This window comes from Halarchaeum nitratireducens, from assembly GCF_017874695.1.
Lineage (GTDB): Archaea > Halobacteriota > Halobacteria > Halobacteriales > Halobacteriaceae > Halarchaeum > Halarchaeum nitratireducens.
Genome location: NZ_JAGIKY010000014.1, coordinates 29,488 through 53,490, shown reverse-complemented (window position 1 = coordinate 53,490; position 24,003 = coordinate 29,488). Strand labels below are relative to the sequence as shown.

Annotated in this window: 21 protein-coding genes and 1 pseudogene; 12 read left to right on the top strand and 10 right to left on the bottom strand. The window is 63.1% G+C overall.

Features of this window, described 5'->3' with window-relative positions; translation table 11 throughout:
* Nucleotides 1-286: 286 nt before the first annotated feature.
* On the bottom strand, nt 287-1,429 hold the full coding sequence (locus tag J2754_RS13185) for an ABC transporter ATP-binding protein (protein ID WP_211087691.1): 1,143 nt from the start codon (nt 1,427-1,429) through the stop codon (nt 287-289).
* 199 nt (nt 1,430-1,628) lie between these two features.
* On the opposite strand from J2754_RS13185, the gene J2754_RS13180 reads away from it, so the two are divergent.
* The 4 genes from J2754_RS13180 (at nt 1,629) to J2754_RS13165 (ending at nt 5,483) form a co-directional block, all read left to right on the top strand.
* The gene (locus tag J2754_RS13180; RefSeq protein ID WP_211087690.1) at nt 1,629-2,960 is read left to right on the top strand and encodes an ABC transporter substrate-binding protein; all 1,332 of its coding nucleotides are present in this window, start codon (nt 1,629-1,631) and stop codon (nt 2,958-2,960) included.
* 3 nt (nt 2,961-2,963) lie between these two features.
* Nucleotides 2,964-3,887: a carbohydrate ABC transporter permease gene (locus tag J2754_RS13175; protein ID WP_211087689.1), complete on the top strand. Its 924-nt coding sequence runs from the start codon at nt 2,964-2,966 to the stop codon at nt 3,885-3,887.
* Nucleotides 3,880-4,743, top strand: coding sequence for a carbohydrate ABC transporter permease (locus J2754_RS13170; protein ID WP_211087688.1), 864 nt, complete (start codon nt 3,880-3,882; stop codon nt 4,741-4,743). Before J2754_RS13175 ends, J2754_RS13170 begins: the two co-directional genes overlap by 8 nt.
* A 134-nt stretch (nt 4,744-4,877) precedes the next feature.
* Nucleotides 4,878-5,483 (top strand): hypothetical protein, encoded by a 606-nt coding sequence (locus J2754_RS13165; protein ID WP_211087687.1) that lies wholly within the window; start codon nt 4,878-4,880, stop codon nt 5,481-5,483.
* Between the two features lie 54 nt (nt 5,484-5,537).
* Here the strand turns inward: J2754_RS13165 and J2754_RS13160 are convergent, their stop codons facing one another.
* Nucleotides 5,538-5,999 carry a universal stress protein gene (locus J2754_RS13160; RefSeq protein WP_188878972.1) on the bottom strand — a complete coding sequence of 154 codons (462 nt, stop codon included), beginning with the start codon at nt 5,997-5,999 and terminating at the stop codon, nt 5,538-5,540.
* Nucleotides 6,000-6,629: 630 nt separating this feature from the next.
* Here J2754_RS13160 and J2754_RS13155 point away from each other — a divergent pair.
* The 3 genes from J2754_RS13155 (at nt 6,630) to J2754_RS13145 (ending at nt 10,948) form a co-directional block, all read left to right on the top strand.
* The gene (locus J2754_RS13155) at nt 6,630-8,135 is read left to right on the top strand and encodes an alpha-N-arabinofuranosidase (protein WP_188878969.1); all 1,506 of its coding nucleotides are present in this window, start codon (nt 6,630-6,632) and stop codon (nt 8,133-8,135) included.
* Between the two features lie 221 nt (nt 8,136-8,356).
* A complete protein-coding gene (locus J2754_RS13150) occupies nt 8,357-9,682 on the top strand; it encodes a sialidase family protein (protein ID WP_188878968.1) in 1,326 nt (441 codons plus the stop codon).
* 150 nt (nt 9,683-9,832) lie between these two features.
* Nucleotides 9,833-10,948 (top strand): M24 family metallopeptidase, encoded by a 1,116-nt coding sequence (locus J2754_RS13145; protein ID WP_211087686.1) that lies wholly within the window; start codon nt 9,833-9,835, stop codon nt 10,946-10,948.
* 168 nt (nt 10,949-11,116) lie between these two features.
* Here J2754_RS13145 and gfo6 (J2754_RS13140) read toward each other — a convergent pair whose 3' ends face one another.
* The 8 genes and pseudogenes from gfo6 (J2754_RS13140) to J2754_RS13105 form a co-directional block, all read right to left on the bottom strand.
* Nucleotides 11,117-12,187, bottom strand: coding sequence for a D-xylose 1-dehydrogenase Gfo6 (gene gfo6 / locus J2754_RS13140; protein WP_211087685.1), 1,071 nt, complete (start codon nt 12,185-12,187; stop codon nt 11,117-11,119).
* A gap of 228 nt (nt 12,188-12,415) precedes the next feature.
* Nucleotides 12,416-13,300, bottom strand: a complete 885-nt coding sequence (locus J2754_RS13135) for a fumarylacetoacetate hydrolase family protein (RefSeq protein ID WP_188878964.1) — start codon at nt 13,298-13,300, stop codon at nt 12,416-12,418.
* Between the two features lie 293 nt (nt 13,301-13,593).
* Nucleotides 13,594-14,349, bottom strand: a complete 756-nt coding sequence (locus J2754_RS13130) for an IclR family transcriptional regulator (protein WP_188878963.1) — start codon at nt 14,347-14,349, stop codon at nt 13,594-13,596.
* Between the two features lie 260 nt (nt 14,350-14,609).
* Nucleotides 14,610-15,686 (bottom strand): D-xylose 1-dehydrogenase Gfo6, encoded by a 1,077-nt coding sequence (gfo6, locus tag J2754_RS13125; protein WP_211087684.1) that lies wholly within the window; start codon nt 15,684-15,686, stop codon nt 14,610-14,612.
* A gap of 62 nt (nt 15,687-15,748) precedes the next feature.
* Complete coding sequence (locus J2754_RS13120; RefSeq protein WP_211087683.1) at nt 15,749-16,627, bottom strand: SMP-30/gluconolactonase/LRE family protein; 879 nt, start codon at nt 16,625-16,627, stop codon at nt 15,749-15,751.
* A gap of 337 nt (nt 16,628-16,964) precedes the next feature.
* Nucleotides 16,965-17,180, bottom strand: a pseudogene (locus tag J2754_RS13115) (ATP-binding protein); the annotation flags it as partial.
* A 267-nt stretch (nt 17,181-17,447) separates the two neighbouring features.
* The gene (locus tag J2754_RS13110; RefSeq protein ID WP_188879781.1) at nt 17,448-17,882 is read right to left on the bottom strand and encodes a type II toxin-antitoxin system VapC family toxin; all 435 of its coding nucleotides are present in this window, start codon (nt 17,880-17,882) and stop codon (nt 17,448-17,450) included.
* A complete protein-coding gene (locus J2754_RS13105) occupies nt 17,883-18,131 on the bottom strand; it encodes an AbrB/MazE/SpoVT family DNA-binding domain-containing protein (protein ID WP_188879780.1) in 249 nt (82 codons plus the stop codon).
* A gap of 722 nt (nt 18,132-18,853) precedes the next feature.
* On the opposite strand from J2754_RS13105, the gene J2754_RS16505 reads away from it, so the two are divergent.
* The 5 genes from J2754_RS16505 to J2754_RS16655 all read left to right on the top strand — a co-directional run bounded on the left by J2754_RS16505 (nt 18,854) and on the right by J2754_RS16655 (nt 23,791).
* Entirely contained in the window at nt 18,854-18,985 is a 132-nt protein-coding gene (locus tag J2754_RS16505; protein WP_269070310.1) for a hypothetical protein, read from the top strand.
* Nucleotides 18,986-18,989: 4 nt separating this feature from the next.
* The gene (locus J2754_RS13100) at nt 18,990-20,012 is read left to right on the top strand and encodes a YeiH family protein (protein ID WP_211087682.1); all 1,023 of its coding nucleotides are present in this window, start codon (nt 18,990-18,992) and stop codon (nt 20,010-20,012) included.
* A gap of 45 nt (nt 20,013-20,057) precedes the next feature.
* A complete protein-coding gene (locus tag J2754_RS13095) occupies nt 20,058-20,795 on the top strand; it encodes a helix-turn-helix domain-containing protein (protein ID WP_211087681.1) in 738 nt (245 codons plus the stop codon).
* Between the two features lie 54 nt (nt 20,796-20,849).
* Nucleotides 20,850-21,737, top strand: a complete 888-nt coding sequence (locus J2754_RS13090; protein ID WP_211087680.1) for a sulfurtransferase — start codon at nt 20,850-20,852, stop codon at nt 21,735-21,737.
* A 449-nt stretch (nt 21,738-22,186) separates the two neighbouring features.
* Nucleotides 22,187-23,791, top strand: a complete 1,605-nt coding sequence (locus J2754_RS16655; RefSeq protein ID WP_211087679.1) for a transposase — start codon at nt 22,187-22,189, stop codon at nt 23,789-23,791.
* Nucleotides 23,792-24,003 lie beyond the last annotated feature (212 nt).

The following is a 24,003-nucleotide window of genomic DNA, read 5'->3' as shown; positions in this document are numbered from 1 at the left end:
CGTCCGTACCGTGTGTTTCGCTCCCCTACGTTTGTCTACGTACCCGAATGAATAAAGATTCTATATTTCAGAACGACTGACGACCGCTCCGAGTAGAACGCGCGATCCGCGACGCCGACGTCGATGGCCCCTCACCCGAGACAGACGAGCGCGGGCCGCAGCGCGCCGTCGGTAGTCTCCCGCAAGTCGTGGTCCGCGAACGAACGCATGCCTGTTCGACTTCTATGTAGGGCGCAGCGTCGACCGCGCGAGCATCTGTTCACGACCCGTTACCGCCGAGTGCCGTTCACGCGGTGACTTCGTGCTGGCCGCGTTCCTCGGCGAGGATGTTCTCGCCGTCGGACGCCCGAAAGAGGTGGATGTCGTCCTCGTCGAAGGAGACGGTGAGGGCCTCGCCCTCGCGGGGCTTCACGTCACCGGGGACGCGCACCCGGCACTCCTCGACGCCCTCCATTTCGAGGTAGAGGTAGTTGTCCGACCCGACGGGCTCCCGCACGTCGAGTATCGTCTCGATGGCGTTCTCGGCGTCCGCCTCGGCGATATGAATGTCCTCCGGTCGAATCCCGAGCACGAGCGACGCGTCGTCGCCGGCGCGCTCGCGCACCCGCTCGGCGCGCGTCGACGAGAGCTCGTACTCGAAGTCCGTGGCCGTCAGCGTCGTCCCGTCGAAAGTCACGTCGAAGGTGTTCATCGCCGGACTGCCCACGAAGTCCGCGACGAAGAGATTCTTCGGCTCGTTGTATATCTCGTCGGGCGTTCCGATCTGTTGGACTTCGCCGTGGTTGAGGATGGCGACGCGGTCGGACATCGTCATCGCCTCCTCTTGGTCGTGCGTCACGTAGATGAACGTGGTGCCGAGTTCCTCGTGGATGCGTTGAATCTCCGTGCGCATGTGCGCTCGGAGCTTCGCGTCGAGATTCGAGAGCGGCTCGTCCATCAGGAAGACCTCGGGGTCGCGGACGATGGCGCGACCCGTCGCCACGCGCTGCTGTTGGCCGCCCGAGAGGCTTCCCGGCTTCTTGCCGAGTTGGTCCTCGATGCCCATCATCTCGGCGGCCTCCTCGACGCGCTGTTGGACCTCGTCGTCCGAGAGGTCGGAGGTCAGCTTCAGGCCGTAGGCCATGTTCTTCCGCGTGGACATGTGAGGGTACAGCGCGTAGTTCTGGAACACCATCGCCACGCCCCGATCTTGGGGCTGGATGTCGTTGACGACGCGGTCGCCGATGCGAATCGTCCCGGAGCTGATGTCCTCCAACCCCGCGACCATCCGCAAGAGCGTCGATTTCCCCGACCCCGAGGGACCGACGATAGTGAGGAACTCGCCGTCCTCGATGTCGAGGGTGACCCCATCTACGGCGACGATTTTCCCCTCGCCGTCACCGCTGCCGTCGTAGAGCTTCGATACGTTTTCGATGCTAACGCGACTCATGGGAAGTGGTTATTAACACTGTATAATAGTTCTTCGGATGGTCTGTGGCCCCCGACGACGCTGCTCGGTCGCCGTGTCGTCCACTCGGGGGACTACGTCGCGACCGCGAACGCGGAGTTCGATCCGCAGGCGCGGTTTTGAGCAGTTCCCTACCTAACATTTATCATGGTGCAGTCGACCATGATTAACCGGGACAATCATGACTGGCGACCGACTATCCACGAGTACGCGCCGTAGATTCATCGCCGCTGCCGGGGTGACCGGGAGCATCGCACTCGCCGGCTGCATGGGCGGCGACGGGTCCTCGGGCGGCGGTGGCGGATCCGACTCGTACACGATCACGTTCTGGGAACTGTTCAGCGGCGGCGAGGGCCCCGTGATGAAGGACATCGTCCAGAAGTTCAACGACGAACAGCCCCTCGACGTCGAGGAGGAGGTAACGATCAACCGCCAACGCACGCCGTGGGCTCAGTACTACAACAAACTCTACACTGCGCTGACCAGCGGTAGCGGGCCCGACATGGCCATCATGCACGCGGCGTACCTGCGCTCGTGGAACAACGTCATCGACCCCATCGGGGACTATCTCGAGACGAGCGACATCGAGAGTGACTACCTCGACAACCACTGGGACCTCGTCACCGTCGAGGGCGAGACGCGCGCCCTCCCGATGGATCTCCACCCGCTCGGCGGTTACTACAACAAGGACGTCTTCGAGTCCGCGGGTCTCGATCCCGAATCGCCGCCGACCAACTGGGAGGAGTTCCAGACCGCCGGTAACGCCATCGTCGACCAGACTGACAACGCGGCATTCAGCCAATCCCCGGCCAACGATGGGTTCGGCTCGTGGCGGACGTGGAGCAGCCTCGTCAAACAGCAGGGTGGTACCCTCTTCGACAGCGACTGGAACCCGTCGTTCAACAACCAGGCCGGCCAGAACACCTCTCAGTTGTTCTGGGACATGACCGGCGACATGGGCTGGTCGCCGCAAACGACCGAGGCCGACTGGGGCACCAACGCATTCTCGAACGGGAACCTCGGGATGACGATGAACGGCACGTGGTACGTCGCCTCGCTATCGGATGTCGAGGACCTCAACTGGGGGTTCTTCAAGCCGAACGTCGCGCCGAACCGGAGCCAAGAGGCGGTCTGGGCGGACGGCCACACGGTCGTCCTCCCCCGGAGTCAGAGTCGCGGCCAGCGCAAATCTGAGCTCGCCGCGAAGGCCGCCCACTGGATGACCACCGAAAACCCCGAGTGGGGAGCGCGCGCCGGCCACCTGCCCGCCGCCGCCGACATCCGCGAATCCGAGGTGTTCCAGAACTCCCCGTTCTACGACAAGACCCTCTCGAAGTACCTCGAAATGGCCGAGAACGACGTGTACTTCTACCAACCGAAGGTACCCAACGGCGACCCGACCTCTCAAGACTGGTACCAGTGGCTGCGCGACCTATGGGGCCACAACTACGAGAATCCGCAGGCGGCTCTCGAAGACGGCGTCTCGACCATCAGTAACGGCATCAAAGAGTGAGAGATGGGACTACGAAACCGCTTCACCAAGGAATCTGACCACGCCCGCCAGACCGTCTTCGGCGTCCGCAAGGAGACCGTCGAGGGCGTGGCATGGTCGCTCCCGTATCTGGCGGTGTTCTCGGTGTTCCTCGTCTGGCCGGCGCTGAAGGGGCTGTACATGAGCCTCTTCGACTGGGACCCGTTCGTTCCCTCGCAGTCGGAGTTCATCGGCGTCCAGAACTACGTCCAGCTGTTACACGACCCCGTGTTCTGGAACGCGATGCAGGGGACGGTGTACTTCGTCGCGCTCTCGGTCCCGTTACTCGTACTCGTCGGGCTCGGACTGGCGCTCGGCGTCAACAAGAACGTGAAGGGCAAGCGCATCTTGCGGGCCATCTACTTCAGCCCGTACATCCTCACCGTCGCCGTCGTCACGCTCATCTGGTCGGAGGTGTACTCCGAGGGATACGGCCTCATCAACTACTACCTCGGGTACGTCATGGACAGTCCGCCCGGCTGGCTGACGTCGACGGACTTAGCGATGCCGGCGCTGGCGTTCATGACGGTGTGGTGGCTCGTGGGGTTCAACTTCGTCATCTTCCTCGCGGCCCGACAGGGCATTCCCGAGCGCCTCTACGAGGCCGCACGCCTCGACGGCGCGAGCACGTGGCGCGCGTTCAAGGACGTCACGCTACCGCAGATGCGCAACTCCATCCTGTTCGTAGTCATCATTCAGTTCATCCTCCAGTTCCAAGTGTTCGCCCAGCCGTACGTCCTGACGGGTGGCGGCCCCCGAGACTCGACTGACACGCTGGTGTACTACCTCTACCGGAGCGCGTTCTCCCAACAGCAGTACGGCTACGGCGCGGCAATCGGGTACGTGCTCGTGATGATTCTGGTGCTCATCGCGGTCATCAACTTCAAGGTGATCGGAACCAATGACTGACGCCGAACACGAGCGGTCCGGCCTGCTCGACGACGTGTCGCTGCGCTCACTGGGGACCCACGCGGTGCTGTACGGCACTGCCATCCTCATGGCGGTCCCGTACCTGTACACGATCTCGCGGTCGTTCCAGCCGCGGCGGTTCCTGACGAGTCCGAAGCCGTTCTGGATTCCGCCCGAGATCACCTTCGAGTACTACCGACACATCCTCACGCAGTCGCTGTTCGTGCAGTGGACGATAAACACGTTCATCATCGCCGGCGGCGCGACGCTCATCATCCTCGTCATCGACTCGATGATAGCGTTCTCACTGACGCGGCTGGACTGGCCCGGCCAGTCCGTCGTGATGGGCGTCATCCTCGCGAGCTTCATGGTCCCGTACTACATGAACATCGTCCCGCTGTACACGGTCGTCTCGGACCTCGGGCTGGTGAACTCCTACTGGGGGGTGATTCTGCCCGCGGTAGCGAGCCCGCTTGGCGTGTTCCTCCTCTACCAGTTCTTCAGGGACATCCCCGACGAGTACGAGGAAGCCGCGCGCCTCGACGGGTTCTCGACGTTCCAGATTTACTCGCGCATCGTCCTGCCGCTCGCGCGTCCGATTCTGGCGTCGCTGGCGCTGTTCATGTTCGTCTACAACTGGAACGCGTTCCTGTGGCCGCTCATCGTCCTCTCGGACCAAGCGGCGTACACGCTCCCCATCGGGCTCGTGAACCTCTATCAGGGTAACCTCACGACGCCCGGCCTCCACATGGCCGTGACCGTGCTGGCGTCGCTGCCTCTGTTCATCGTTTACCTTTTTTTCCAAGGTGAGATCGTCCGCGCCGTCCAGATTCAGGGCACCGGCACCACCGGGTGACCCCCGGATCCCCACTTCCCGCCGCCCACGTCGGGGACAACACTCATTACGACCAACACGCGTGTTGACAACATGCACGCTCGACGCGACTCCGACGGTGCGCCGCGCACCGACCAGCCGACGCGGGTGACGCGATGAACACGGCAGACGACGTGCGATCGGTCCACGCCGGCCTCGGCGACGCGTTTCGGTCGGCGTACCACCACAGCGTCGCCGCGGTCGTCGTCAGTCTCGGGTGGTTCGTGGCGTCACTCCCGGTCGTCACCGTCGGTCCGGCGACGCTCGCCGCGTACGCCGCCATCCAGTCGCTGCGCGACCACGGCCACGTCGACCGCAGCGAGATCCGCGAGGCGCTGGCCGCCAACTGGCACAACGCGGCGCTCCTCAGCGGCGTGTTCGTCGCGTTCACCGTCGTCACTACCGCCTACGCCACCCAGTACTTCCAGACTGGCGGCGTCCAAGCCGGCGCGCTCGCCGTCGTCGTGGGCTACGTGACCGCGCATCTCGCCGTCGTCCTCGTCGTCGCGTTCGTTCGCCTCTCCGAGGGCGCGTCGGCGTACGAGGCGGTCACCGGCGGGTACTCGTGGACCGTCTCCCGTCCCTTCGACACGGTGCTCGTCGGGTTCGTCAGCCTCGGCCTGTTCGCCGTCAGCGCCCTGTTCACCGTCACCGTCTGTCTGGTCTTCCCGTTCCTGCTGTTCACCTTCCACGTCGCCGTCGTCGGCCGACACGCGACGTGACCGACGCGTTCTCGATGAGCGGCGTGTCGGCAGTCTCACGTGAAGAGTGCGTCGTCACGTGTCGGTCTCGCGGCGGACGAACGTGACCGGACACGGCGACGACAGCAGTACCGACTGGGCGATGCTCCCGAAGACCGCCTTCCCGGTGGGGCTACGGCTCCGCCCGCCAACGAACACCCGGTCGGCGCCCTCCGCCTCCGCGACTCGGACGATCTCCTCCGCCGGGTCGCCGATTGCGCCGCGAATCGCGTACTCGACGCCGGCGTCCTCAAACGCGTCCACGAGATCGTGAATCACCATGTCCCGGCGCGCAACGGTGCCTGGGTCGACGTCCTCCCTCGACGGGTCGAACTCCAACTTCCGAGCGGTGTCCTCAAACTCGTCCTCGGAGAACACGTGCAGCAACACGACCGTGGCGTCGGTCGGTTCTGCGACCGTGATGGTCTCGGCCGCGACGCGGGTCGTTCGGTCCCAGTCGCCCGGTCCGATGCCTACCAGTATGGTATCGAACGCCATACCGTCACCTGAACGCAGTCACGCATAAACATTGTCCCAGCAGGGAGCGACGGGGGAGCTCGGCAGTCCGGTTACGGTTCGCGGTCGACGTTCGGCGCGTCGTCGAGGTGCTCCAAGAGCACATCAAACTGGCGTCTCAGCGCTCACCGAGTACGTGGACCTGCCCGCGAGTACGGTGTTCGACCACCACCGGACGCTGGAAGACGAGGAGTTCGTGACCAGCGACGACGACGGCACCGCGTAGGTACACGATTCTCGAAATCGGCGGGTACGCCCGAAAGCGAGACCCCGCCTGCGACGTGGTCGAGCCCGAGATTTAGAAGATGGCCCACCAGGTCGGCGAGCACGTCACCCTCTCGACGACCTCCGCGAGGAAGGCGATTCTCGTGGAGTCATCCGCCGAGGGGATCCACGACATCCTCGACGAGCGCGATTTCTTGGAGGTCACCGAGCGCACAGCTACCGATTGTGATCGCCTTGCGGACCATCACCGTCATCGAAGCCAACGTGAACTCCCGGTAGCGCTCGGTTCCCCTAACCGTCGGACGGCGCCGTCGGTCCCGCAGCTGTCGTCGGCCGTTCGATCAACCCATTGATTTATAATCATCGATATTCCAACCATGGAATTGCATGGCAAACGCCCGCGTTACCGTCCACCCAGAGGCGCGTATCGACCGCATCGAACCGGAACTCCACGGCCACTTCTCCGAACACCTCGGCCGCTGCGTCTACGACGGCCTGTGGACCGACGACACCGCCGACGAGGACGGGTTCCGCGAGGACGTCCTCGGACTGCTCGCCGATCTCGAAATCCCCGTTCTCCGGTGGCCGGGCGGCTGTTTCGCCGACGACTACCACTGGGAGGACGGCGTCGGCTCGCGGGAGGACCGCCCCCGTCGGCGCAATCTCTTCTGGGCGCAGGGCCGCGAGGACGTGCCCGAGGAGTCGAACGCCTTCGGAACCGACGAGTTCTTGGAGTTCTGCGAGCGCGTCGGCACCGAGCCGTATCTCGCCGCGAACGTCGGCTCGGGCGACCCGCAGGAGGCCGCCGACTGGGTCGAGTACTGTAACTACGACGGCGACACCGAGCTCGCCGACCGCCGCCGCGCGAACGGCCACGAGGAACCCTACGGCGTCAAGTACTGGGGGCTCGGAAACGAGAACTGGGGATGCGGCGGCCAGATGACCCCCGAACAGTACGCCCGCGAGTACCGCCGGTTCGCTACCTACGTCGGGTCGATGGACAACCTGATGCTCGACCACGATCTCGAGCTCATCGCCTGCGGGTTCGAGAACCACGAGTGGAACCACCGTTTCATGGAGGAGATCGGGAACACGAACTGGGGCGTCGAGTTCCCGCTTGATCACCTCACGCTGCACCACTACTACGGCCGCACGATGTCCATCGCGGAGGCCGGCGAGGAGAAGTACGATCAGTTCCTCGTGGAGGCCCTCGAAATGGACTACCACATCGAGCGCATCGCCTCGGCCATCAACGCCGTGGCGACGACGCGGGACATCGGCGTCATCATCGACGAGTGGGGCGCGTGGCACACCGAGGCGGTCGCGGAGAACGGCCTCGAACAGCCCGGCACCGTCATCGACGCGCTGTCGGCGGCCGCAGTCCTCGACATCTTCAACCATCACAGCGACGTGATGACGATGTCGAACATCGCGCAGACGGTCAACGTCCTCCAGTGTCTCGTGGAGACCGACGGCGACGAGGCGTGGGCGCGCCCGACCTACCGCGTGTTCGACCTCTACGCGCCCCACAAGGGCAACGACGCGCTCACGACGACCGTGGACACGCCGTCCCGCGAGGTCGAGCACGGGGACGACGACCTGCCGTTCGTCGGCGCGTCCGCCTCGGTCGCCGAGGACGGCGAGACGTACGTGACAGTCACGAATCTGGACTGCCGCGACGGCCATACCGTCGAGGTCGCCATCGAGGGTGCGGACGCCGGCGACGCCGACGTGGCCGCACAAGTGCTGTTCGAGGGGCAGGACCCGGGCCTCGAAGCCGGCGCGTCGAACGCCGACGAGTTCGCGGCCGACGACCTCGGCGTGGACGTGGACGGCGACGTGCTGACCGTGGACCTCGCGCCGTCGACGGTCGCCGGCATCTCCGTCGAGTAACGAGTCGTCCTACGACTCTTCCCACGCGACGACTCCGTTTTTCGTGGTTCGTTCGAGATTGCCGCGGTCAGCCTGCACGTTAAGGTGCTCAGACAGCTAGTCGTCAACCGCGCCCGAGAATCGACGTGAGCACGCTTCCCACGGAGCGGCGATCACACCGATAACACTTGCGAAAGATTGTTACAATTTCCTGCCGACGATAGTGTTGCGGTGATGAATGCATGAATAAACCCACTCTCGGCGACGGCGCGACACGTAGAGACTACCTCCGGGTACTCGGGCTCCTCGGCGCTGCCAGCGTCGGCGCGACGGGATCCGTTCATGCGGCGACCACCGACCCCGGCACCAAACACAGTGGGGAGACGCTGTACGCACCGCCCGAGGGCGCACCGGCGCCCGGCGCGATGTACCCCCGCGTCGAGCGCCTTGAACACGCACCCGGCGGCAACGACACGCTGCTAGCGACCTTCGAGTACTACCCGTCGATGAGCGGCGGCGCGGAGCCGTTCTTCCCGGTATACCGGAGCACGAACGGTGGCCAGACGTGGTCGAAGTTCTCCGAGATTTACGACCAGAGCGGAAAGGACTGGGGGATGCGGTATCAGCCCACCCTCTACGAACTTCCCGAGGAGGTCGGGCCGTGGCCGGCGGGAACCGTACTCGCCGCTGGGAATTCGATTCCGATTCTCGACGACCCTAGCGACATCCCAGAGGGCGAAATCGGGACGCTCGGCGACTCCAGTATCGACCTCTACGCCAGCACTGATCACGGCGAGTCATGGGAGTACGTCAGCACTGTCGTCACCAGCGGGACGGCAGTTCCACAGGCTGGCAACAGCCCAGTCTGGGAACCGGAGCTCCAGCTCGACGCGGACGGCCATCTCATCTGTTACTTCGCGGACGAGCGGCAAGGCAGCGACGACGACTACAATCAGCTCGTTGGACTCAAGGCGTCCGCGGACGGCGGGCAGACGTGGGGCGACGAGCAGTTCGTGGCCGCGGTGCCGAACGGGGTCGACCGGCCCGGCATGCCGGTCGTCGTCGAACTCCCGGACGGTACCTATATGATTGCCTACGAGGTCGTCGGCTCCAACGAGGTGAACGGTGAGATACGTGTGAAGACATCCCCGAACGGCCGCGATTGGGGTGACCCGACCGACCTCGGCCAGCAGGTCGTTACCGCCGACGGTCGACGGTTAGTCAACGGTCCGTACGTCACGTGGACGCCGCGGGGCGGCCCGGACGGGACGGTACTGGTCTCCGGCAAACAGTTGGTTGACGAGAACCATCAACCCGCAGAGGGGAACGGCGAGGTCGTCCTTGCCAACACGAACCTCGACGGAAGTGGGGACTGGACAGCCGTCGAGGCGCCGCTGTCGTTCCGGACATCGGGCGAACTCGGCGGCCGAATCTTCGTCGGGTGGACGACTCCGATTCTCCCGTCGCCAAATGGCAAACACCTCCTCGAAATGACGTCGACCGCGATGAACGAGACGCTGACCCAGATTCAGTACGCCGAGCGGCCACTGAAACTGAACAAGCTCTGACTAGCGACACGAGCGCAACACTCGCTACCATCCGTCGAGTCACGCGTCCTCCGCCACCGGTTTCGATGTGTGTGGCGCACACACCGGAACCGGGATAGTTCGTTGGAAGAAGGCCGTGTGTTTTAGTCGCCAGCGTGCGCATGGTGACCTATGGCGTACGCGACCACGACGAAGCTCGAACGACTTCGAGCTGTACTCGCCGAGCGCGATCTTGACGAGCTGTGGCTCTGTCGGCCAGCGAACTACGGGTGGCTGACCGGTGGCGACCCGGTCGTCGACATGACCAGCGACGTGGGTGTCGGGGCGGTCGGCGTCGGGCACGACGGCGTGCGCGTGCTCGCGCCGAACAACGAACGCGGCCGCCTCCTCGACGAGGAGCTTCCCGGACTCGACGCCGCGGACACCGCTCCCGAGGTGACGGAGTTCGAGTGGCACGACGCCTCGCTCCGGGAGGCCGTCGCCTCACACCACGACGGCGTGGCCGCCGCGGACGTGGCCATCGCGGGCGTCGAGGAGCTCGACCCGACGCGCGTACGTTCGCCGATGCCGCCCGTGGAGCGCGACCGGTACCGGGATGCCTGCGAAGAGACGACCGCAGCCGTCGAGGCCGTCGCCCGAGACCTCACCAGCGAGACGACCGAGCGGGCGGCCGCCGGTGCGCTCTCGCAGGCGCTGTTCGAACGCGGCTTCCGCACCCCGGTCGTGCTGGTCGGCGGCGGCGACCGCTCGCAGCGCTACCGCCACTACACGCCCAGCGGCGCGCCCCTCGGCGACTTCGCCCACCTGACGGTCGTAGCGGAACGGGGCGGCCACGACGTCGCCGTGACGCGGACGGTCGCCTTCGACGCACCGGCGTGGCTCCAGGAGCGCCACGACGCCGCCGGTCGGGTCGCGGCGACAGCGTTCGCGGCGACGCGGGAGGTCGGTTCGTCCGTCGGGTCGGCCGGCGAGGTCTTCGACGCACTCTCGGATGCGTACGCGGCGGTCGGGTTCGAAAGCGAGTGGCGCGCCCACCATCAGGGCGGCGCCATCGGGTATGCGACCCGGGAGTGGATTGCGACGCCGGACGCCGAGAACCGCGTAGCGCTCCCGATGCCGTTCGCGTGGAACCCGACCGTGCAGGGCGCGAAATGCGAGGATACGGCGCTGGTCACCGAGCGCGGCATCGAGGTCGCCACAACGACCGGCCGGTGGCCGACCACCACCTACGAGGCCGTCGGATACGACGAGTCGGTGTCGTTCCACGACCCGCTCGTCCTAGACTGACGACCGACGAGCATTTAGCTGATTGCCGAAAGAAAACGTGGCGTGCGTTGGACGTGTCCCCAGTGCAGCGGCGACGTTGAGCGAGACCACGGCTCACTCATCTCGAATCCCGCCCGTACGTCGGCACCCCGCTGCGGCCGTGTCGTAAGCTAGTGCCCGGCGTCTCGGTTACGGGTCGAGTTCGACGCGCCGCCCGCTCTCGGCGGACTCGTAAAGGGCACGGATGGCGCGCATATCGACCATACCGTGTTCGCCGTCGGGTTCGGGGTCGAGGCCGCGCTGGAGGCGATTGGCGAAGTAGTCGAACTCCTCGCGCATCTGGTCGACCGGCTCCGGACGGACCTCGCCCCCGATGTCCGGCCCGGATACCCGGAGCACTTTCTGGGTGTTCGGGAAGAACAGTCCCTCGATGCTCAGCTCGCCCTCGGTACCGACGAACCGGAGGCTCGACGTCACCGTCGCGCTGTGGGAGATCGTACACGAGGCGAGCTTGCCGTCGGGGAACTCGAGTTGGAAGGCCCCGTGTTCGTCAGTCCCATCGTAGGCGGGTTGCTCGGACTCCGTCCGTGCGTACACCGCCTGTGGATCCTCCTCTAGGATGAACCGGATCGTGTTCAGCGGGTAGATCCCGATGTCGTTGAGCGTCGTCCCGCCCGCCAAGTCGCGGTCGAACCGCCAACTGGTCTCGTCGACGGAGTCGAGAATCGTGTCCGACATGTGCCCGACTATCGAGACGACGTCCCCGATGGCGCCGTCCCGAATCAGCTCCCGGGCGCGGCGAGCCACCGGCTCGGTCTGGAGCCGGTACGCGACCATCAACGGGACGCCTGCCTCGCGGCAAGCATCGACGGTCGCCTGCGCGTCCTCGACGGTCGCCTCTAAGGGTTTCTCGCAGAGGACCGCCTTGCCGTGTGCGGCCGCGGCCTCGACGTGCTCGCGGTGGAAGCCGTTCGGCGTGCAGACGTACACCGCATCGTACGCGTCGCTCGCCACGCCGTCGGCGTACTCGTCGTACGTGAGTGTCGCTTCGATACCCTTCAGGTCGGCCGCGACGTCCTCGGCCTTCTCCGTGCTGGAACTGACCAGAGCGGTCGTCGTGCAGTGCTCCGCGTTTTCGACGGCAGGGATCGACTGCTCGCGCGTCCACCACCCGAGCCCGACCATGGCGAACCGGACCGGAGCGGCGTCAGTGGGCGTCTCCCAGTCACGTCCGCTGAAGCTGTCGAGGTCGACTTCCATGCGCGACACATCCCACTCCCGACAGATAGTCTTCACGGACACTGCCTAGTTGAGTCAGTTCGAGGAGTGGACGAGTCTGCGCACATCTTTGGACGAGACACGCATCGACCTGCTCACTTCTCAAACCTCGCCGGCAGCGGGCTGAAATCGGTGTCTCGCTTCGCTCCCTTTTCGGGCGTCTCAGTACGGCCTTTTCACCGGGCCGTGGAGCTCGTCGGAGCCGCGAGTTCAGACGGAGATCGTTCGGTTGACCAACTGTCCGATGTTCTCGATGTCGATACGCACTTCGTCGCCCTCTGTGAGTGTGAACCCGTCCGGCGGCACGAGCGCCGTCCCCGTGAGGAGCACCACGGTCTCGGGGAGGTCGTTGTGCCGGCTGAGGTACTCGACGAGCGTTTCACACGTCGTCGCCATCTCGCTCGTCGACGTCGACCCCTCGTACACTCGATCGCCGTCGCGTTCGATCGCGAGCGTCATCGTGAGGTCGTGGGGGTCCTCGACAGTTTCACCGGTCGCGACGCACGGGCCGATCGAACAACACCGGTCGTACACCTTCGCCTGCGGGAGGTAGAGCGGGTTCTCACCCTCGATCTCCCGGCTCGAAACGTCGTTTCCGACCGTATATCCGACGACGCTTCCCCGGTGGAGCACGACCCCGAGTTCGGGTTCGGGGACGTCCCACGCGGAGTCCGCGCGGACGCCGATCGCGTCGTTCGGGCCGACGGTCCGCGACGGCGTCGCCTTGAAGAAGACTTCCGGCCGCTCGCTCTCGTAGACGTCGATGTAGACCTCCGGCTTTCCACTCTCCGCCTTTCGCGCCTCCTCGCTGATCTGATACGTGACGCCCGCCGCCCACACCTCGTCCGGCACGACCGGCCGAAGGGACTCACCGCGGAGGGTCGTCGGATCGAGCGGGTCGGCGTCACCGAGTCGATCCCGCGCGATGGCGTCGATCGATCGGTCGCTCGCGTTGGCCGCCCGAGCGAGCTCGGTGAACGAGCCCAGGTCGGGCGACGCCGTCGTGAGGTCGTGGGCGTCGCCCGACGTGTCGACGGCAACGAGAGAGGCCGTTGCGGTACTCTGCGCTGTGCGTGGGAGGCGGTAGTATCGCATACGGGTACGATACACCGAGGGTGATAAAATAGTACCGCCGCGAGCGGAACGGCTCGGTCGGCGGGTCGATACGCCGTGGGACCGACGACGACGGATCGCTCGCGCGATCGCGTTCACACCGCGGAGGGCGTCGATAACACGCGTGTACTCCGCGATGTCGGCCGACCCACCGGACCGTTCTGAAGGAGAGAACGGCCCACGCGGACGCTGGACCGATGGTTTACGATAATACTAGTGTAAACACTATCTGTGCGACGGCGAAACGGGGTCCGAACTGTTCTCTATTTTCGACGCTAGTAGTTGAGGTTGAGTTCGATCACGTTCGCCGCGCTCAGCACGCGCTCGGCGAGTCGCCCCTCCAACTCCTCGTCGCTGACCCGGCTCGCGGGGGCGGAGAGGCTGATGGCCCCGACGACGTCGCCGGTGGACTGCGTGACCGGGGCCGCGATACACCGGAGGCCTTCGAGGCGTTCCCCGTCGTCGATCGCGTACCCGCGCTCGCGAACCTCGTCGAGCGCCTCGTCGAGTTCTCCTCGAGTCCCGATGCTCCGCGCTGTCCGGCGTTCGAGTCCGTGGCGCTCGACGATCTCGTCGACGCGTGCCTCAGGGAGGTGTGCGAGGATCGCCTTTCCCAGTCCGGTCGTGTGAAGATACGTCCGGCGGCCCGCATAGGTGTCGAGATCGACGGCGTCCTCTCCCTTCGAGCGCATGAGGTAGACGCCGACGCCGCGCTCCTCGACGAGGAGGTTAGCGAGCTCGCCGGTCTCGTCCGCGAGCGACTTCACTTCGGGTTCGGCGATGCGGTAGAAGTCCATCGACTTCCTGGTGTGGCCACCGATCTCGAGAAATTTCAGTCCGAGTCGGTACTCGTCGCCGTCTTGGAGGACGTAGCCGTGTTCCTTGAGCGTCGTCAAGTGGTTGTGTACCGCGCTCTTTCCCATGTCGAGTTCGTCGGCCAGCTCGGTCACGCCACAGGCGCCCCTGTTGCGGAGCTCCTCCACGAGGGTGAGCGTCTTCGCGGTCGTCCGAACCGTGTGTTTCGCTCCCATACGTTTGACTACGCACTCACATGAATAAACATTCTGGATTTCAGAACGACTGATGACCGTCCCCGCGCTACGACTCGCCACTCGTCCGCGCCGAGGACCTCGACGCTCGGACGACCACCCCGGTCTTCGACGTCTCCGAAGTTCCGAGTGAGGTGCGTTCGTCGGACCCGGATTCCGTTTCCGTGGCTGGATCGACGAGCGACGCAGAAGACGACGTCCCGGTGTGAAACGGTGGGACGGCGCTCTGCGACGTCGATGAACTATGGACGCCGAACCGACGTCGTTTGCCCCGTCTCGGCGGCCTCGTAGATCGCTTCGAGCGCGTACATGTCGACGAGACCGTGCTCGCCGTCCGCGTAGACCGGTTCGCCAGCGAGCGCCTGGTTCGCGAAGTAATCGAACTCGTACTCCATCTGATCGACCTGCTCGGTCTCGACGCTGACGGTCGTTCCGTCCCGAGCGACTGTCAGCCCGGTTTCCATGTGGAACGCGGGGTGTAGTTCGATGCGTCCCTCGGTTCCCACGACTTCGAGGCGGGTCTCGTCGCTCCCGTTCTGACTCGACGTGAACGATCCGAGCGTCCCGTCGTCGTACTCGACGGAGAACGCGGCGTGTTCATCGGGGACGTCCTCGAACTCCTCGCGCGCCGAGCGCATCATCGACTGCACGGCGATTGGATCGGCATCGAGGAGGAAGCGTGCCGTGTTCAGCGGATAGATCCCGAGATCCATCACCGAAGCTCCGTACCCGGTGAGGTCGGGATTCAGACGCCATTGGTCGGCGTCGGGAATCATCTCCAAGAGCGGCTGTGAGTTCTCGCCGTTGAGCACCGTCGGCTCACCGATGACCCCATTCCGGATGAGGTCCCGCGCGTGGCGGACCGCGGGTTCGGTGTGCATCCGGTAGGCGACCATGAGCGTCACGTCAGTGCCCGACGCGGCCTCAACGACGGCCTCCGCGCGTTCCCGCGTCGCCTCCATGGGCTTCTCGCAGAGAACGTCCTTCCCGAGGTCGACGGCCGACTCGACGTGTTCGAGGTGCGTCGCGTTCGGCGTGCAGACGTACACCGCGTCGTAGGCCTCGGCGGCCGTCCCGTCCGCGAACTCGTCGTACGTCAGGCCGTGATCGATCGAGTCGTACGACTCGCGGACGCGCTCCGCTTTCGCCGCCGAACTCGTGACGACCGCCGTCGTCGTGCATAGCTCGGACGCCTCGATCGCGGGAAGGACGAACTCCTGCGTCCACCATCCGACGCCGACGAGGGCGAAGCGAACGGTGCCGTCGTGGACGGTCTGCCACTCCCGACTGTCGCGCTCCAAGAGGGGATACGTCGCCATCGTCTGTCGTATCACGGACGATCAGCATAAATTACGGGGACCGCGCGCTCTCGGTGACAGCGTCAGTCCGTCGGGAACGCCGATCGGAACGGCGCCGTCCCGCGAACGCCAGACGGCGCCGGGAACCGGAAGAGCGCGCCCGCACCGTCGCCCTCGCTCGCGCGGTCGTCGCCGCCGGCGGTCGTGACGTAGACGTCTCGATAGTCCGGTCCGCCGAAGGCGACGCTCGAGACCTTCGCCGCGGGAAACCGAACGCGCTCGCGCTCGGTCGCGGACGCGTCGTAGCGGACGACCGCCGACCCGTTCCACCGGGCGGACCAGACGTCACCGTCCGCGTCCACGGCCATCCCGTCCGGGATCCCCGCCTCGCCGCGCACGTCCAAGAAGGTCCGACGCCGCGTGAGCGCCCCGGTCTCCGGGTCGTAGTCGAACCGGTAGACGGTCTTCGCGTTCGACTCGGTCACGTACATCGCGTCACGCGCCGTGGTGTACCCCATCCCGTTCGGGATGTCGTACGCCCCCTCGACGTGCTCGATCGAACCGTCGGTGTCGAATCGGTACAGCCGCCCGAGGCGATTGCCGGTCGGCATGGTGCCCGCGAACACCCGGCCCTTCGGGTCCGCGACGACGTCGTTGAACCGGGTGCCCGCGGCGTCGCCGACCGTCGCGACGGTCGAGGGGGAACCGCCGTCGAAGCGCTCGACGCGACCGCCCGCACGGAACAAGAGCAACGCGCCGTCCTCCTGTATCGTGACTCCGCTCAGCGCGTCGTCGCCGTCGAGCACGCATTCGTGTCGGTCTCGCTTCGGGTCGTACCGGAGGAGTCGACCGCTCGGGATGTCACACCAGAAGAGCACGCCCTCGTCGGGATGCCAGATCGGTCCTTCGCCCGTCTCACAGCGCGTGTCCGCGACACGCGTCACCTGCGTGGAGGACTCCATACGGTCGCCTCTACGCCCAGCGCCGTGAGTGTTTCCCCCGAACACTCGGGGCGCGCCGTCGAATTTCGTATATTAATATAGGATTTCCTAGATACCTAGTAGATCGCCCCATTCTCTGTTGTTTAGTTGTCTGGTCCAGACAACAACGCACCACAAAAATTAAGCGAATAGATTGTATCGCTCTATCCACTCAGAATCGTGCCCTTAGAACGCCATACCACCGAGCACGCCGTTTTCTCCGTAATCAACGGCTGATCGAGGAAAGATAATGACGACGAGCGTGTATTCGGACGTATGAGTGGTAAGACCACGGACGAAGCGCTCCCAGACGGCGCCACGAGGCGACGTCGATGAACTCGTCGAGTTGGAACTGGGCAGTGGTCTCGGTCCCTTGGTAGACAACGGCGTCGTCTCGATCCCGAAGTGAATGTTGGGCGAGCTGGGTCTTACCGAGACGGCGCCGACCATAGATGACTGCCAGTTCCCCCCGATCGGATTCGTAGCACTCACGCAGTCGCGAGAGCTCCTCATCGCGGTCCACGAAACGCTCCATAGGCACCCGGCGTGCCCGACCGCTAAAATACTCTTGAATAGCCTAATTCAGAATTGGCTATTTCAGAATTGTCTAAAATATAGGTGGGGAGGTTCGTCTTCTCTCGCGTTTCATTTATTCGGACACCGTTCCGTCTCGCGCAACGAGAGAAAAGCGAGGTAAGTCGACCTCGCGGTTACCGAAGCTCTTCAGTCAGTCGTACCGCTCCGTCATGGCTGCGACAGAATCGTCGAGGTCGTCGAAGCGGGCATAGATTGCCCCCATTGGCTATTCGGGCTGATAGGGGTTGGTCGCGGTGTCGAGGCGGTAGACGTCGGCAGCGGCGTCGAAATCGTCGTCGAACGCGTAGAGGTAGCCGAGTCCCTCAGTCTGCATGTAGGCGACGATGCACGCGTCGACGAACGAGAAGCGTTCGTACTGCCGAAAGAGCGCCTTCGCGGTCGCGAATGCGTCACTGGACAACGACTCGAGGTGGAAGCGGGCGTTCTCCTCGATGCGGTCGAGGAAATCCGTCGCCGCGTTGTGGCTCGCATGCGTCGTGAGTCCGTTCAACGCCTCGGCGAGCACGTAGTCGAGGACGACTGCCTCCGGAAGCTCCGCAGTATCGACGCCCCGGAGGATCGGGAGGGCGGCGTCGTGATGACTGTCGCGTCGATATGCGGCCGCGAAGAGCACGCTCGTGTCGATGAGTGCGCGCGGCATCTACTCGACGTCGACGCCCCAAGCGTCGTGGTCAACTACCACGTCAGTCTCTTCCTCGCCCTCGTAACCGTCGAAGTCGCTGAACGTTCCGTTGCGCTGCTGGACGACTTCGACCCGCAACGCTCCGTTGTCTTCGACCTGCCAGCGGAGCCTGTCGCCGTCGTCAATGTCGAGCTCGCGGCGGATGCGGGCAGGGATGTTCGCCTGATTCCCCGAAACCGTGCTTTCTGAATCGACGCACTCACTCATACGAGAGACGAGGAGTGCAACGTCCATAAGTATAGTGTGCCACCACACTACCCTTCGCCTGCATCGTTCTTTGGCGCCACGACGGTGGCTTGTTCTCTTACAGGAACAGCGTCGTAACCGATTCGCTCGGTGGCCTGGTAATCCTAAGGGTACGACTCTATGAGAGTAGCGCGATATAATTTGAGATATTAGTTTTTGTTGTGCGTTGACGTCACGTCTGGACAACTAAACAACACTCTACCGCGGCCAAAACCATCTGTTAGTCTATGAATTATATATCGATATATCAAATTTTCGTCCTATCGTCTCCCAACTTCGGAGGGTGGGTTTCTGTAAACGATAACCTCCCACCATCTGGGTCGTTATAACCGCGGAATTAGGCAACACGAACGTTCTTCTGGAGTGTTACTGAAGATTGAAATCCAATTATATAACCATATTCAATTATTTGGGACACTGAAAATAACCCAACCCGGTCTAATTAGAGGATACGGTTGAACGACGTTCTCTCGCCGCGATCTCAGTCGTTTACCGAGAGTGGTCTTGCTGGATTAATGGAGTCTCTCGATCGAAACCTGTCGAATTTCTAATCTAGAACACGAATTACGGAGAGACATCATAATTCGTCTTCCCATGCATTCTCCACCAAATATTGTCCTTCGACAAATATTGTCCTTCGACAAACAAGGATTTATTCTAATCGCAGTCCGAGAGATGGTACAGTGAACGATACTACGGACATCTATGCTGGACTCACGCAGTGGTGGATGAAACTTGAAAGCGGCTGGCAAGCGGTGATTCTCGGCCTCTTAGCGCTCACACTCGTCTATGCTGGCGTTACAATCCCGTGGTGAGCAGATGAAGCGAACGCTCATCCCGGGACTCCTGTTACTGCTCGCTATCGGGCTCGCCGGCCGTCTCATCGCGACCGTCATCCCCGTCAATCACCTGATTCTCACCATCCTCCTCGGCCTTCTCGTGGGGAACCTCTACGGGGTCCCCGACTGGGCGCGGAGCGCCGTCGGCACGCACAAGGTCTGGCTCGAAATCGGGATCGTCGTCATGGGTGCACGCATCGCGCTCGACCGCGTCCTCACCGCCGGACCCACCATCCTCCTGCTCGTCGCAGCAACTGTCATCACGACGACGCTCGTCGTCGAACTCGTCGCACGATTCGTCTTCGCCATCGACGAGGAGACCGGATCGCTTCTCGCTGCCGGCTCCGGCATCTGTGGCGTCTCCGCCGTCGTCGCCATCGCTGAGAGTATTCACACCGACGACTCGAACGTCGCGTTCGCCGCCGCGACGATCCTCCTCTTCGACTCGACGACGCTCTTCGTCTATCCCGTCGTAGGTCACCTCCTCGGTCTCTCGAACACCGTCTTCGGAATCTGGGCGGGTCTCACCATGTTCAGCACCGGTCCCGTCACCGCCGCCGGATTCGCCTATTCGCAGTCGGCCGGCCAGTGGGCGCTCCTCGTCAAGCTCACCCGAAACGCCCTCATCGGGCTCGTCGCCGTCGCCTACGCCGTCTACTACGCCCGAAAGCGCGCGAGCGACGATGGGAATGAGAGTAGTGTGGCAGCCGACGGGGGGACGGCCACCGTCAGCTGGCGGTTCCTCTGGGACACCTTCCCGAAGTTCGTCGTCGGCTTCCTCGTCGTCATGGTCGTCGCGAACCTCGGCCTCCTGAGCGGCGCACAGATCGATTCACTCACACATCTCTCCGACTGGACCTTCCTGCTCGCCTTCGCCGGGCTCGGCCTTGAATTCCAAGTCGACGAGCTCCGTTCGACGGGATATAAGCCGATCCTCGTCGTGCTCACCGGTCTCCTCGTCGTCGCGACTGTCATGCTCGTCGTCGTGCAAGCACTCTTCTGACCGCATCACGAACAATTTTTGTCGAACGACAACGAAACCGGGATGATGCGGGAGCTCACATTCGCCATCGAATACGAACACGGGGCCGACCCCGTCATGGACGTTTTCATCGAGCACCCGCGAGCGAGCGCGCACTCACTCGATGCCGTCGTCGACGAGGACGCCTTCTGGCGGATGGAACACGCGACGGGCCCCGGGGCCGCCCTGGACGACCTCGAAGCGGTTCGGTTCGACGATGACGCCTGTGGGGAGGCGATCACCGACCGTCGATGCGTCGCGGCCCGCCACCACGACGTCGTCGAGCGCACGACGAACGAACTCGTTCTCTACTCGTACCTCGCCGATATCTGCGAGTGTGAGTCAGTTCACACGCTCGCGGGCGCACATCTTCCGGGCGGATTGATCTTCGAGACGCGCCGTCGAGAATCGACGTGTTGGTGGCGCGTCCTCATGCGCTCCGACGAGAAGATCGGAATCTTCTACGACGAACTCGGCGCACGCCTCCGTGACGGCCTCTCCTTCCGAATGGGCCACCTTCAGGACGCGACGGAGTGGCGACGCGACGAACTGACCGGGGTGGCACTCCCCGACGAGCAAGCGGACGCTCTTCATGCAGCAGTGAACGCCGGCTACTACGACCCACCGCGAGAGACGACGCTCGACGAGATCGCGACCGATCTCGAGATTCCGCGGTCCACGCTCTCCTACCGACTCCGACAGGCAGAGTCGAAACTCGTCCACCTGTACGTCGACGGCGAGACTGGGACGCAGTGGCTCGAATGACCGATCGGTGTGCGACAACAGGAGATTAATGCACTCCCCGACGAACTAGCTCGTATGACAACCCCCACCACCACCGATGCCGTCGTCTCCGTGGGTTGGCTCGTCGACCGTCTCGACGACGCCCGCCGAGACGACCCGTCACTTCGAATATTGGAGGTTGACATCGACCCCAGTAACTACGACGCCGGGCATATCCCGGGAGCGAGCAAAGTCGACTGGAAGACAGATCTCCAAGATTCGACGACGTTCGACGTTCCGACCGAAGCGGCGTTTGAAGACCTGCTCGGCGGGTTCGGGATCACACCGGAGTCGACAGTGGTCGTCTACGGAGATATGCGAAACTGGTTTGCAGCGCACGCCTACTGGCTCTTCACGTACTACGGCCACGAAGACGTGCGTCTCCTCGACGGTGGACGGGACTTCTGGAAGGAACGCGACGCGCCGCTCACCGACGACGTCCCGGATTTCACGCCGCAGTCATACACGGTCGCTGACCGACGACGCGACATTCGCGCGGATCAACCGGACGTGATGGCCTCGCTCGACCGGGAGACGACGCTCGTGGACGTCCGAACGCCGGAGGAGTATCGAGGGGAGATACTCGCACCACCCGGGTGGAACGAGGGCGTCCAACGTGGTGGACACATCCCCGGTGCCCGGAACATCCCGTGGAACCAGGTCGTCGAGGAAACAGGCTGTTTCAAGCCCGAGAACAAACTCCGCGAGATCTACGGTGAACACGGAATCGACGAAGAGGAAGCGGTGATTACGTACTGTCGAATCGGCGAGCGATCCGCACTCACGTGGTTCGTGCTCCACGAACTCCTCGGCTACGGAGACGTCCGGAACTACTACGGTTCGTGGGTCGAATGGGGTAACACTGTCGGCGCACCGATCGAGAAAGGACAGCGCGCGTCGATCAAACGAGAGTCGAATCGTTGATACCGGGATAAATAGTTCTGGAACGGACCCAGTCGTTTGATTATACGGACTAGACTTGAAATAATTGGAAGAGTATGCGTAGAGAAGTCATCGTATCATCGAATATCTCGCCTAAAAACGGGTCACGATCTGACCTCACCCGCTGAGACAATGACAAACAAATCGCTTCAATCACTGAGATATCTATGCTTACTGGGATTTTCTCACAGACGCTACTGAAGCATCGTTACGCAGTTTATTCCGGCAATATATTAGAAACATAATTTGTTTTTCAAACTTGGTGAACGGAAATCTCAGACGCTGTCCAAGACTTTGACAGCGAAGTTTGATAGATTGAAATGACGTGTCGCATATCGGATTGTTTAACGGGTTTTAGCACCTGGAGTGGTGCGACATGCTTTCGATTCAAACTAGGAAATGGATGTTTCAATTGTCCGAGGTTGGTTGAGGTGGCTGAGCAGGTTGCCCCGAAACTGATCGCCGACGATGCTCACGACGGGCTCACAGCCGCATCAAACCTTATCGAACTCGTACAGGGTCTGAATACGAAACCAATACTCCAGAAAGAGGACCACAGTTTCTTCGAACACCGGGAGTACGACGTAGAACCGATAGTGCGAGCAATCCTCTGCCGCGAACTTGGCGGCTTCTCCTGGAAGGGGCTCTACGAGTATCTCTCGACGGAAGCACGGGCAGTCCGCCTTGGCTTCGACCCGGCTAAATTCGGGAAGTACAACACGGCTCCGACGCGCCAGACGCTGACGGACGCGTGGGACGACCACCTCTCCGATACTGCTAAACGGAGCATCCTCTCGGTGAGTGAGCGTCTCGTCGACGCCGCCTACGAGAACGACGGCGCGCTTGACCTTCGCCAACCACGACACGTCGAAGAGAACGACTCCGACCTTCGTGAGCGGCACGTCGGCGAGTTCTCCAAGGACCAGATTCGGAAGCACGTCCGACTTGCCAGAGACACGGTATTCGGGGCGTTCGATACTGGGCGAGCGGAGAACGTGAAGTACCCCGACAGCCGGTTCGACGAGCTACAAGCGCTCATGGCAATGGGCGGGTGTGGAACGCCGACGGGTCAGTCACGGATGGAGAACTTCTTCGGCAAAGACTACACACCCCACGGCGACACCCATCTGCGTACCGTCAACAAGTTCTCCAGGGACGCGATTCAGGCAGGCTTCACGCAGTCGATAGAGAACCTGCTCAGCGTTGCCAACGATATCCAAATCCTCCAGCGTCCGGTGACGGCGGCGATAGACATCACGACGTGGGAGTTCCACGCCGACGACGACCTCCCCTCGGAGGTAAACGGGACGAAAGACCCAGGGCGGCGGGCGTACAAGTTCGCGACGCTCTCGCTGGTCGGGAAGAGTATGCCGGTGATTCTCGCGTACGCGCCGGTCATCGAGAGTTCGGCATGGGACGAAAACCCGAGCCACCACTACCACCGAACCGTTCGAGAGCTCGTGAAACGCGCCAAAGAGTTCGTGAACATCGATCTGGTGCTTGCCGATCGGGGGTTTGAGTCACTCGACGTTTACCAGGTGCTGGATGATCTCGGTGTCGACTACCTCCTGCCGAAGATCGAGCACTCGAGCGAGCTCGAGGTCGCCGAGCGAATGGAGCAGGACGGGAAGGATGTTGCCGTGGAGAGAACGAAAGTCGATACTGCACGGGGCTCACACGAGTCACGCTTGCTCTACGTTCCCGGGAACGACGGGGAGACGCAGACGTTCATCACGAACCGTTCGATCGCTCCAGAGGACGCGGAAGCGTGGGTAGAACACTACGCGAATCGGTGGTGTATCGAGAACGAGTACCGCGCGATCAAACAGGAGTTCCTCGCGCGGACCTCGTCGACGGAGCACGAGTTACGAGTGTACTACTTCGTGTTCGGTATCCTCATGTACAACGTCTGGCGGCTCGCCGACGTCCTCCTGAAGGCCACCGTTACGCGAGAAATTACTGACTACACGCCAGCGATTTCTGCGGGGGAGCTGGCGGACTGGCTCGCGATTCACCTCCAAGACGAACCTGATTAAGGGGCGCGACACCGGCGAGTTCGACGACTCCAGAGCGGCAGCTATCGGCTGACTCACCGATTCTCCTCAGTCAGACCGGATTTTCGCGCCGAATCTCGCTCATCCGCGATCTGCAAGGGGTTCGATAGCGCCCAAGTACCCGATTCGCCGATATTCTCGACGTCGACGGCAAAACTCTGAGTTACACTCCGAAGTCAGGGAAGTTCAGAAGT